This window comes from Paenochrobactrum gallinarii, from assembly GCF_014205685.1.
Taxonomy (GTDB): Bacteria; Pseudomonadota; Alphaproteobacteria; order Rhizobiales; family Rhizobiaceae; genus Paenochrobactrum; species Paenochrobactrum gallinarii.
Genome location: NZ_JACIIU010000033.1, coordinates 1 through 11,939, shown reverse-complemented (window position 1 = coordinate 11,939; position 11,939 = coordinate 1). Strand labels below are relative to the sequence as shown.

The 11,939-nt window shown below is 42.0% G+C and carries 12 protein-coding genes and 2 pseudogenes; 9 read left to right on the top strand and 5 right to left on the bottom strand.

The features are described 5' to 3' along the window. Positions 1-47 precede the first annotated feature (47 nt). The 8 genes from FHS77_RS14845 (at position 48) to rfbD (ending at position 5,832) form a co-directional block, all read left to right on the top strand. Complete coding sequence (locus tag FHS77_RS14845; RefSeq protein ID WP_210307160.1) at positions 48-242, top strand: type II toxin-antitoxin system RelE/ParE family toxin; 195 nt, start codon at positions 48-50, stop codon at positions 240-242. Continuing rightward, the gene (locus tag FHS77_RS14840; protein ID WP_184224710.1) at positions 239-532 is read left to right on the top strand and encodes a helix-turn-helix domain-containing protein; all 294 of its coding nucleotides are present in this window, start codon (positions 239-241) and stop codon (positions 530-532) included. Before FHS77_RS14845 ends, FHS77_RS14840 begins: the two co-directional genes overlap by 4 nt. A 262-nt stretch (positions 533-794) precedes the next feature. Continuing rightward, entirely contained in the window at positions 795-1,424 is a 630-nt protein-coding gene (locus tag FHS77_RS14835) for a tyrosine-type recombinase/integrase (RefSeq protein ID WP_184224709.1), read from the top strand. A gap of 69 nt (positions 1,425-1,493) precedes the next feature. After that, complete coding sequence (locus FHS77_RS14830; protein WP_184224708.1) at positions 1,494-2,453, top strand: glycosyltransferase family 2 protein; 960 nt, start codon at positions 1,494-1,496, stop codon at positions 2,451-2,453. After that, positions 2,450-3,328: a glucose-1-phosphate thymidylyltransferase RfbA gene (gene rfbA, locus FHS77_RS14825; RefSeq protein ID WP_184224707.1), complete on the top strand. Its 879-nt coding sequence runs from the start codon at positions 2,450-2,452 to the stop codon at positions 3,326-3,328. Before FHS77_RS14830 ends, rfbA begins: the two co-directional genes overlap by 4 nt. Further along, positions 3,328-3,882 carry a dTDP-4-dehydrorhamnose 3,5-epimerase gene (rfbC, locus tag FHS77_RS14820; RefSeq protein WP_184224712.1) on the top strand — a complete coding sequence of 185 codons (555 nt, stop codon included), beginning with the start codon at positions 3,328-3,330 and terminating at the stop codon, positions 3,880-3,882. Before rfbA ends, rfbC begins: the two co-directional genes overlap by 1 nt. A gap of 16 nt (positions 3,883-3,898) precedes the next feature. Then, a complete protein-coding gene (rfbB, locus tag FHS77_RS14815) occupies positions 3,899-4,966 on the top strand; it encodes a dTDP-glucose 4,6-dehydratase (RefSeq protein WP_184224706.1) in 1,068 nt (355 codons plus the stop codon). After that, the gene (rfbD, locus tag FHS77_RS14810) at positions 4,963-5,832 is read left to right on the top strand and encodes a dTDP-4-dehydrorhamnose reductase (RefSeq protein ID WP_184224705.1); all 870 of its coding nucleotides are present in this window, start codon (positions 4,963-4,965) and stop codon (positions 5,830-5,832) included. Before rfbB ends, rfbD begins: the two co-directional genes overlap by 4 nt. 64 nt (positions 5,833-5,896) lie before the next feature. Here rfbD and FHS77_RS14805 read toward each other — a convergent pair whose 3' ends face one another. The 5 genes and pseudogenes from FHS77_RS14805 to FHS77_RS14785 all read right to left on the bottom strand — a co-directional run. Beyond that, positions 5,897-6,637 carry an ABC transporter ATP-binding protein gene (locus tag FHS77_RS14805; RefSeq protein ID WP_184224704.1) on the bottom strand — a complete coding sequence of 247 codons (741 nt, stop codon included), beginning with the start codon at positions 6,635-6,637 and terminating at the stop codon, positions 5,897-5,899. A gap of 3 nt (positions 6,638-6,640) precedes the next feature. After that, positions 6,641-7,546: an ABC transporter permease gene (locus FHS77_RS14800; protein WP_246431366.1), complete on the bottom strand. Its 906-nt coding sequence runs from the start codon at positions 7,544-7,546 to the stop codon at positions 6,641-6,643. A gap of 116 nt (positions 7,547-7,662) precedes the next feature. Further along, entirely contained in the window at positions 7,663-9,891 is a 2,229-nt protein-coding gene (locus FHS77_RS14795; RefSeq protein ID WP_184224703.1) for a glycosyltransferase, read from the bottom strand. A 213-nt stretch (positions 9,892-10,104) separates the two neighbouring features. Further along, positions 10,105-11,160: an acyltransferase family protein gene (locus FHS77_RS14790; protein WP_184224702.1), complete on the bottom strand. Its 1,056-nt coding sequence runs from the start codon at positions 11,158-11,160 to the stop codon at positions 10,105-10,107. Positions 11,161-11,491: 331 nt separating this feature from the next. Then, positions 11,492-11,653, bottom strand: a pseudogene (locus FHS77_RS14785) (helix-turn-helix domain-containing protein); the annotation flags it as partial. A gap of 137 nt (positions 11,654-11,790) precedes the next feature. Here FHS77_RS14785 and FHS77_RS16310 point away from each other — a divergent pair. Continuing rightward, a pseudogene (locus FHS77_RS16310) lies at positions 11,791-11,939 on the top strand (IS66 family transposase); the annotation flags it as partial.

Sequence of the window (11,939 nt, the reverse complement as noted above, 5' to 3'; positions counted from 1 at the left end):
TCGCTGAAAAACACACGAGGGAAGGTTCAAACATGGGTCAATTCTAAATGGAAATATCTGCCCAAACCGGGTCAGTTCTCAGTGGTAATCAACAGATCTACGTATTTGGCGGACACCACATGCCGATCTTTCTGATCACGATTTTCGCAAAAAATGAAAAAGCAGATCTTACTCCTAAAGAACAGGCAGCAGCGGTAGAAATGAGTAAGGCGATCGTTTCAATGTGGAGCAATAAACAATGAGTGCATTTGATAGCATCAAGAAGGGATTGGACGAAGCCCTTGAATTTTCCAAGGGGCACGAGGCTGGTTCTTTGGTTCACAAAATTATTCTACCGGAAATTGATGTAGCTAAAATTCGGGCACAAACTGGCTTGTCCCAAACCGATTTCGCCCGCAGTATCGGTGTGGCAAAGGGAACACTTTTGAACTGGGAACAAAGACGCCGTACGCCACAAGGACCGGCTCAGGTACTACTGGCTCTAATTGAGCGCAAACCCTCTGTGGTGCAGGACTTACTCGGTAAGTTATGATGTAGCGCTTTTTTAATCGCCTAGCTGTCTTTGGCCGACTTCAATGGACCGGTCTGATAAGTTATTAGTTTAGTTATTTATTGTAGAGCCACCATTACTCAGTGCAAAGCTTCTTCATGCGAGCTTTTAGACAAAAGCTCGCATGGGAAAGATTTCTGAAAACCCGACAAAATAAGGGATTATTAGCATTTCTCTTGACTGCTTGAGCTCATGATGCAAGCTTTACGAAAATATTACTACAAAAGCTTGCAAGGATTCTTGAATGGTTGTCATCGCTAAGACCGCTTGGAATAAAGGCCATGTGGTCGGCAAGAAACCACCTCTTACTCCTGATCAAATCGCTCTGATCCGATTATTGCTACGCCAAGAAAATGCTTTACGCGATCTGGCACTATTTAACGTAGCTCTCGACACCAGCTTCCGTGGATCTGACCTTGTTCGTCTGCGGGTATCCGATGTGGCAACCTCATCAGGGATCCGCGAGATCGTTGAAATTCGTCAAAAGAAAACTGAAACTCGCAACACCCGCCCGGTTCAGGCACGATTATCTTCAAACACGCGCGAAAGCTTACGCACACATCTCTCGACTTCTGAAAAAACATTGCATAGCTGGTTGTTTACGGGGCAGGGAGTAAGATGGTCCCATACTCACATCAGTGAAAGTCAGCTTTGGCGGTTGTTTAAAGCTTGGCTTGAAAAGGCTCGTCTCGATCCCAGCCTCTATGGCCTTCATTCTTTGCGAAGAACCTTCCCAACCTATATATATCAGCAAACCGGCAACCTACGCGCAGCTCAATTGCTACTCGGCCATGCCAGTATTGAAAGCACCAAAGAATACATTGGCACCGAGCAGGCGGAAGCTTTAGAAATTGCACGCAAATATCACCTTTGATCCGAGCGCCTTATCTTTAAAGGTAAGCGCATAGAACCTAATATGGAATAAACATACGCGAGCTTCATATTGCATAATAAAAAAATCACTATTCTCTTAGCAACTTATAATGGTGGCTCATTCCTTGAGGAACAGCTCACTTCTTTTGCCAATCAATCATGGGTGAATATCGACATATTGGCCAGCGATGATGGATCTTCTGACAATACGAGTGAAATACTTAACACATGGGCAAAAAACTGGAGGAAAGGGTCCTTTCAAGTGATGAAGGGACCTAGAGACGGGCATTCGGAGAATTTTCGACATTTAATACAAGCAGTGAGCGATAAAAAAACATACGTAGCTTTTAGCGATCAAGATGATATTTGGCATAGAGATAAACTTGAGGTCGCGATGAGCAAGCTCATATCTATGGGTGAAGACACTCCAGTTATGTACTGCAGTCGAACTCGCTTGGTTGATGTCGATGGAAATCCGACAGGGCTGTCACCTTTATTTACCAACTCTCCCTCCTTTACCAATTCATTGACACAAAGCTTGGCTGGCGGAAATACAATTGTATTCAATAGCGCCGCATTTTCTGTTGTTCGTGAAAGTGCTATGAAAACCAAGTTTTTACATCATGATTGGTGGAGCTACCAAATCCTTATGGGGGCTGGAGGAAAAGTCTATTACGATCCAAAACCTCAAATTGATTACCGCCAACACCAAAACAATGTGTTTGGCAAAAACACAGGTCAAGCAGCAATATTGAGACGAATTTCTGGCTTATTGTCTGGCCAATATTCAGAATGGATTGATAGTAATCTTCTTGGTTTAGAAGCCTGCCATAGCTTACTCACTACGGACAATCTGAATATGGTAAGAGGATTACAAGAAGCTCGGCGGCGTGGTGGTATAAGTTGTGCTATATTTCTATGGAAGAATGGCATAAAACGACAAACACGCATGGCCAGTATTGGTCTTTATGTTTCTGTTTTATTGCGAAAAAAATCAGTGTCGTTTAATCACGCAAGGAGAATAAATTGAAGGGCATAATTTTGGCCGGCGGGAGCGGAACCCGATTACTCCCTCTTACATTAGCTGTCTCAAAACAGATATTGCCTGTTTATGATAAGCCAATGATTTATTACCCGTTGAGCACACTTATGCTCGCTGGAATTCGTGAAATACTGATTATCTCAACTCCGCGTGATTTACCCGTTTTTAAAGAGTTGCTGGGTGACGGTACAGATTTTGGAATTTCTCTTTCATATGCCGAACAAGAACATCCAAACGGATTAGCTGAAGCATTTATTATCGGTCGGGAATTTATCGGCTCAGACTCAGTTGCAATGATTTTGGGTGATAACATCTATTATGGTGTCGATTTGCCGGCCCTTTGCAACCAGGCGATCAACCAAGAGATTGGGGCAACTGTCTTCGCTTATCATGTAGATGATCCTGAGCGGTATGGTGTAGTTGCGTTTGATCCAGACACAGGCGTCGCACACTCCATTGAAGAGAAACCAGTGGCTCCAAAGTCAAACTGGGCGGTAACTGGTTTATATTTCTACGACAACGACATCGTGAATATTGCCGCCAGTATCAAGCCATCTGAACGTGGAGAGCTCGAAATCACCACGGTCAATAATATTTATATGGAGAGAGGGCAGTTGCGGGTTCAACGTTTAGGTCGGGGATATGCTTGGCTTGATACAGGAACGCACACGAGCCTTCACGAAGCTTCATCGTTTGTGAGAACCATTGAGCATAGGCAAGGCATCAAGATCGCGTGCCCTGAAGAAATTGGTTATGAAATGGGATGGTTGGATGCAGAACAAGTTCTGCAAAGAGCCTCTAATCTCGGGAAAACCGAGTATGCGGATTATCTCAAACGTCGTGTTACTCAAGGAGCTCGATGATGCTGGTCGTGAATGAGCTTGCCATCAGCGATGTTGTGGAAATCATTCCTGACCGTTTTGGCGATGACAGAGGTTATTTTTCAGAAGTCTATAACAAAGGGACCTTGGAAGCGCATAATATCTCACTAGACTTTGTTCAAGACAACCAGTCTTATTCTGCTCGCAAAGGGGTTTTGCGCGGGCTGCACTACCAGTTACCCCCATTTGCTCAGGACAAGCTTGTGAGAGTTCTGCAAGGCTCCATTCTGGATGTCGCCGTGGATATTCGACGTAACTCCAGCTCTTTCGGTAAATGGGTTGCTCTTGAGGTTACAGCCGCAAAAGGTAATCAGATTTTGGTGCCCAAGGGGTTCGCCCATGGATTTGTTACCCTAGAAGAGCATACGGTCGTTGCATATAAAGTGAGCGGATACTATTCGGCTGAATGCGATAGGAACATTCGCTATGATGATCCAGAGTTGGCGATCGATTGGCCTAACTTGGATGATGAGCTTCAACTTTCCGCTAAGGATTCGGCTGCGCCTTACCTAAAAGATGCGCAAGTTTTTGAGTAGGATCAGCATGCAGGACATGAGTATATTAGTTACTGGCGGAGCAGGATTTATTGGATCTGCTGTTTGCCGCTTGCTCGTACAAAACCCTAGAGTTAGGGTTATTAATGTCGATAAGCTTACCTATGCAGGAAATTTGAATTCACTTAGATCTATCGAAAACGAACCAAATTATAAGCATTATCGCACCGATATTTGCGATGAAAATGCCATTCTTACTATTTTAAATAATGAGAAAATTGACAGCATTATGCATTTGGCTGCGGAAAGTCATGTAGATAGGTCAATTGACGGCCCTGCAGCTTTTGTTGAAACGAATGTGATAGGCACATTTCGAATGCTGAGTGCGGCATTGAACTATTGGCGAGACTTAACTCCGGAGAAAAAAGAAGCTTTCCGCTTCCATCATATTTCAACTGATGAGGTGTTTGGCGACCTGCCTTTTGATGAGGGTATCTTTACCGAAACAACTCCATACGCGCCATCATCACCATATTCTGCTTCAAAAGCCGCTTCAGATCATTTCGTACGAGCATGGCACGAAACATACGGCCTACCCGTTGTTCTCTCCAATTGTTCGAACAATTATGGGCCATTTCATTTCCCAGAGAAGCTTATCCCACTCGTTATTCTCAATGCTTTGCATGAGCGCGATCTACCGATCTATGGCAAAGGCAACAATGTCAGAGATTGGTTATTTGTAGAAGATCACGCTAAAGCCCTTGAAATAGTCGTAAGACAGGGGCGCGTGGGTGAGAGTTATAATATCGGCGGAAATGAAGAGAGAACAAATCTCGCTGTAGTCGAAACGATATGTGAAATTTTAGATCGAAAGCGACCAAGAACCAATGCGCGAAAATACTCCGAGTTAATCACGTTTGTTTCTGATCGCCCTGGCCATGATCGACGCTATGCCATTGACGCGAGTAAAATTTCTTCCGAACTTGGATGGAAGCCAGCTCAAAGCTTTGAAAGCGGCCTCGAGAAAACAATCGATTGGTACCTACAAAATGAGTGGTGGTGGCGTCCTATTCGCGAACAAGCCTATACGGGTGAACGTTTAGGTCAGAATTCGGACGTATCATGAAAATTGCAGTTACGGGTAAAAATGGTCAAGTCGTTCGCAGCCTATTAACATTAGCTGACGATAAGACAGAGATAATTGCTTTGGGACGGCCAGAGTTAGATTTGGCCTTTCCTATTACTATTGACGCAATTTTGTCGGCAATAAATCCTGATATCATCGTTTCAGCGGCGGCCTATACAGCCGTGGATAAAGCTGAGGATGAACCAGAACTTGCTTACGCTGTGAATGCTACTGGAGCCGGTTCTATTGCCGAAGCCGCAGATAAGTTAGGCATTCCAATTATTCATATCTCTACCGACTATGTTTTCGATGGAACAAAGTCGGAACCATATACAGAGCTAGATGAGCCAAATCCACAATCCGTGTATGGTAAAAGCAAGTTGGCTGGTGAGCGCTTAGTGGCCAACGCTAATAACAAGCACATCATCTTGCGTACAGCTTGGGTCTATAGCCCTTATGGAAACAACTTTCTAAAAACCATGTTAAGGCTCGGTAGTGAAAGAGCTGAAATCAGTGTGGTATCAGATCAGCATGGCAATCCAACTTCGGCAATTAATATTGCCCAGACGATACTGTCCATTTGCAAGGCAGTCACAAAAGAAAACTTCCGAGGCTGGGGCATCTATCATTTAGTCGATGACTCAGAAACTACATGGTACCACTGGGCAGAATATATTTTCTCATGTGCAAATCTGCCGGTTATCGTCAAACCTATTAATGGTAGCGATTACCCTTCAAAAGCTCAACGGCCTAACAATTCTCGACTTTCTACTGAAAAACTAAAGTGTGCTTTTTCATGCAGTATGCCAAACTGGATGATCTCTACTCAACTAGTAATAGAAGAACTGAATAGTACAAAGTGCTAATCCGTACCAATTTAAAACGTAGGCTCTTAAAACATAGAGCCTACGAGGTTTTAGCCAATTGCTATCATCCAAAATAGGATGCCAGAACTGCGTCTGGTGATCCATCCATTTTTACACGCCCATGCTCAAGCCAGAGCACCCGATTACAGTTTTTAATCAAAAGCTCTTTGGAATGGCTAGCAAGAACTAGTATCTTGGTGGAATCTACCAAATCCTGCATTCTTCTATTTGCACGCTCTTTAAAATCTTCATCTCCAGTTGATAGCCATTCATCCATGATAAGTATTTCAGGGCGAACAGCCGTGGACGTAGCAAAAGCTAGTCTCAATTGCATACCAGAAGAGTAGGTTCTAAACGGGACATCAAGGAATTCACCAAGCCCTGAAAAATCAGAAATTTCATCCAACTTCTCGGAAATTTCAGAGGGGGACATACCCATCATTGCTGATCGCAACCGAATATTTTCACGACCCGTTGCGTCCGGGTCAATGCCCAAATTAATATTAATCAAAGATACACAGTCACCGGAGATAACAGCATTCCCCTGCGTTGGCGTATAAATTCCAGAAAGCACGCGGAGCAAGGTAGTCTTACCCGAGCCATTATGGCCAATTAGACCTATCCGATCGCCATCTTGGAAAGTCATGGACACATTATCTAGTCCGCGCACTACGACCAATCGATCACTGCGCCTCTCAATTTTTCCTCCAGTGGCAATGCTGAGAACACGATTTTTAAGTGATCGACTAGTCGAATTATATATAGGAAACTCGACGCTTACATTTTGAAGATGAATTAAACTCATTGCCTACAACCAATACGCCACGCGCCAACGATATCTACCGAAAAAGATAGTCGCAATAATCCAGCCAATTAATGCAAGGAAAATAGATACACTCCAGTTAAGCATAGTTGGTGACACGCCAAACAATGGCGCCCTTACGAGCTCAATAAAATGATAAAAAGGATTCCAATTAATAAATGTTCTAGAGACGTGATCAGGCAGCACCTTTACCATCCACATAATGGGAGTAGCATAGAACAACACTTGCAATATATTCGTCATTACTTGCGTCATATCACGAAACCTAGCGCAAATTACAGCAAGAATTAGCATTATCCAGGCTAAATTAAGAGATAAAATTAAAAAACCTGGGATCATCCAAAGAACATTAAAGTTTATACTGCCACCAACAACAAAAATAAGAACTGGAAAAATGATAATGTTATGAGCGAATATTATTATATTCCTCCATAGCGCGCGCATAATATGTGTAAACAACGGCAAGCGCACTTGGAGTATAATCCCGTCAGAGCCGCTGAACGAAGTACAGCCTTCAGATAATGAAGTTGAAATAAACCCCCAAGTAATTACACCCGCACACAGATATGGCAGAAATATTTTCTTATCGATCTGAAAAATAGTTCCAAAAATGAGCCCAAGAGCACCAATAAAAACCGCCATATTTAATGTAAGCCAGAAAGCTCCAACCCGCGAACGCCGATAACGCTGAGCTACATCCTGCCAACCAAAAATCAGAGCTAACCTGTATTCCATTATTGCTTCTTTAATATCTCGAAGAGCAACATCAAATCCGCTTTTGGGTACAATTAGCGACGTAATAAAATCCGCACTTTTATCTGATAATTTCAAGCTCATTACTGCGCCCATTTTAACCTTATTTTTGTCAAGACGGACACCCTTATTTTTCAAATCTGATCCGAACTCAGTGTAGTTTACTTGTAGAATTAATTTTGGAGAGTCAACCAATTCAATATGTCAGAATTAGAAGCATATGTGATCCAATAGAAAAAATCACAGCACAACTGTCATAAAGCACTCAGCCGCTGCAATAGCATTCGAACAGCCTCTAGCGCCCCTTCGGCGCTTATCTCCGTTGCAATTTGACCAAATTGGTAATGAGAGACTCTCTCTGCAGGCGCACCAATATCAAAGCAGACGAACGGTACCTCTAAATTCATTATCTCTTCTGCCACATAAGAAAACGTCTCAGGCCAAATAGACGGCAACAAACAGACATTCGCACCGCACCTTTCTAGTAAGAAAGGTAATTCATCTGGTTTATAAGGCCCAGTCACTCGTAAATTTGATCGGCGAGGTGCGCCTTCTAATATTCCTATAACTGTAATTCGTGCTTGCTTGTCCTCTTTAGCAAGAACCCGCGATAATTCAGCCACAATACTCGCCCCCTTTGACCTGCTTATGCTGCCAACTACGGCAATATGCAGGTGCTTATCCTTGGCTAAATTAGGCTTTTGTAAGAAATTAACTGGCAAAGTATGTGGTCGTACGATTACTCGTTTTGAAGAATCCGGATACACCTCTACAAGGTGTTGCCTACTGTTTTCTGAAAAACATAAAACCTCGTCGGCACAATCCAACAACTCCCCCCAAGCCGCATACCATTCACCTGAAGAGTTAGTCCGCGGATTATAGGCGAATGGATTTTTATTAATGTCCAACCAAACCTGCTCATTACTGTAAATTCCTGAATATTTTCCTTGGGCATTCAGTAATGTGTAGGATGGATTAAGGGCATAAAAATCATGAACTGCAAACACTAAACGTGCATTAGTTTTACGCTTTAATGCAATCATTGTTCGAACAATAGCGAGCGGGTCTTGGTAACTTACGACATTATTGTAAAATATCTCACCTAAGCGAACAGATCTAAATAATTCGATTATATCTTTATATTTTTTAACTTCGAAACGAACCCTCGACTCACCGAAGTAAAAATCCAGCGCTAATTGCTCATTGCCAGTGTCAAAGCCCTGTGGCGCTGTCAAAACGAAAACCGGTTGTTTCAGTGCCACTCGTTCTTGTACCAGTTTCCGCCGATACACGTTAGCGCCTCCTCCTATATCATGATCAACAATCAATATTGGAGGCCATGGCCCTTCATTCCCAATCGCTAATAACGTAGCCATTTGACGTGCAGGAGCCAAAGGATCAGCCTTGATAAAACAGTCAACTGCAGAACTGTACATAGGCCACCGTTTTATCAATTTTTTGTAATTTTCTTCGCGTAATGCAGTGCGAACGTCGGCTTCAAACGAGCCGCCATGTTTATGGTAAACGAAAAGATTCTGGACTATAATATTGCGAAATCCCTTCGATATCGCTCGCTGACACCAATCATTTTCCTCGCCATACCCGCGAGAGAATAGTTCATCATCAAATCCACCAATTTCTCTCCATATATCGCCATTTATGCCCATACAAAATCCTATACCGGTAGGGGCTTCAACTTGGTCTAAATTCGACTTTAACCTTAAGAAACATGAATCGACTCTACCTGCATCGATCCCAGCGGGAAGTTCATTATCAATATTCATCATTGGAAAACTACATATAGTCGCGGCATTCGAAAACGGAGTCGTGCTTGCAATACACCGATCCCACACTACCGGCATCATCAATCGCTCTAACCAGTAGGCGGGCACTTCAATATCTGTATTAAGAATCGCAAAGTCGCCCTCAGCATACTGTGCAGCCTTATTGACAGTTTTTACAAAACCAAGATTGTGTTCGTTGCGTAACAATAGCGCTCCCGTCTCAACCGCAACAAGCTCCTTAAGCAATGGCCAAATCCGAGAATCGGGACTCGCATCATCGATAACAATTAACCTGTACCGCGATGATGTATGGCGCTTAATACTTTCAAATAGCGGTCTTAGATACTCATAACCATTGTATACGGGCACAACCAAGTCTACGTGATTTGGCAGCAAAATCGAATTTTCTTTAACCTGAGCAAGTGTGTCCAAAACGACGTTGATAGGTATACTTTGAGGTATTATATCTTGTTCTGCGATAGCAAGGCGGTGCAGTTGATGCCCTAGAAATCGAAAATCACCACGCAAAACACAGGAAATTGCTCTGCGAGTTCGCTGTTTACTAGCAGCCATACGCAGGTTTTTGAAAAATCTGCGTATGTAAAATGTTTTCAAAAAAGTATGATTTCGTTTTTCTACAGTTTGTTCACCATCACTTGAACTTACTATACTAGCATCATTATTTTTTTTAACCGTCAAGTATTCATTACCTTGCTAAGTCGTTATAGGAATGAGCCTTTTAATCGTCAAACAGATATAGATCCACCCCTGAAGTGGTCCTAAAACTGGAAGCATATCACCTTCTCCCGTAAAGGGCATTATAAATAGAAAATTCCAGCTGAAAATGGTCCGATTTAAAGGGAGCACATCACTGTGCTCTGCCCCCTTAAAACTAAAACGTTTTTGATTTGACTATGTAGAACGTACTTCCACCTTCGGTTTTCTTAACATCAGCAAAATAAACTGAGAGAAAGGCTTTCGAAATTTTAAAAAGCGCGCCTCAAATGTGTGCCAAGTTGCATATCCCATTGCAACGGTTATTATGAATGCGACAATCATCGATACCCAAAAGTTAGGTACAACTATGATGCATAATTGTTGAATTGGAAATGCATATATGTAAATTCCATAGCTAGCATCGCCACCTTTTGAAAACTTTGAAAATAATTTTGTGTTACAAAAGCATATAAGAATTACCGAAAATGAAATGTAAAATATAATTGTTTCTCCATTTCCAGTAACAAGAAGCACTGAAGTAAATATAAGCGAAGATATTGTCATAAATATAAATTTTATTTTTAAAATATCCCAAAAAGCCGCAATCAATGCACCTGAAAAAAAGAAGACACCCAACAACCCTAAATAATAAATATTAAGTTGAAACGTTAAAATTCTTAAATTTTCCTGAGATCCAGAAAATTTAAATTTTAAAAAAATAGTTATCAATACAATGATAGATAAAATTGATAATTCTTTTCTTAATAGAAAAACACAGAAAAGAAGAATGTACATAAAAAATTCGAACTGAAGCGTCCACAGTGAACCATTTACTGATGTATTAGGACGATTTTCAAGGACACCTGGAATATCATTCATTGGTTGCTGTATAAATGAGAATGTATTATTGAATATGTAATAAATATGATACTTTATATTAATATAATTATCAAACCACAACAGCATTACTACTGACGATAAAATCACGGCAAAAATTAAATTTGGTACTATACGTAACAATCTAGCTGCAATGAAATCGTTGATGTCATTAGAGCGTGTTAGTGATTGGTAAATCAGAAAGCCGCTCATAACGAAGAAAATAGAAACGGCGACTCCTCCCAGTGTGTTATTAAAACCAGGGACGACAGGTTCGGATTTTCCTGAGAGCGGAAAATGGTGAGATACTAGCACCGCCGAAGCCGCCAAAAAACGAACAAAATCGAAGCTGTTATTATATTTCTGCAACTTCATTTCATACCTTTATAAATTAATATTATATCCGTTGGTATCAGAACCAGTTTTAATATCACGATCAGCGCCAAAAACTTTCAGACTTAATGACCCTAGCAGAGGAAAAGGTTTAAAAACCAAGGCTTCCCTGAAAATTCGAGAAGCCCTGGATAATATAACAGGTTTATAGATCTGGCGATCCTGCTCCAAAAACTTATTTTCTATAGGTGATAGTAATCTCGCCTGATCGAGCCATAATTAGTTACAGTTCGCATTACGCTCATTGGTTCACTGCTATCAATTTTATTGAGTTCGTTCGCTAAATTTTCTGGACGAAGCATTAGCTCCAGGGGAGGGCTGCAACACCGCCGTCTTCAACAGCTGCCTTATAACGATAAAAGGTATCGCGCGACAGCCCCATCATCTGACAGGCTTTCGATACATTGCCGAGTTCTTCCGCGAGGTTTAACAGACCTGTTTTGTGTTTGATGATCTTATCTGTAGAATGCAACATTGTGGTTTCCTTCGTTTTGAGGTTGGGTTTGCACCACCATCAAAACCGATAACCACACCGCTCTGCAAGAGCTTGCACCGTTCCCTATTCAGCAAGCTGGAAAGGGAACGGTGTCAGATAAAGTCGAAACTAATACAGATGAAGTACGCGGAAAAAGTGCCGATATCCGCAGTGCTTTGCGCCAAGATCATTCCGCAGCCATTGTCACGCGTCTTTTTGATATGTGGGAAAAGGAGCTGAGTAAGGTCTCCGGTAAGTCCAAAACTGCCGAAGCAATCCGCTACGC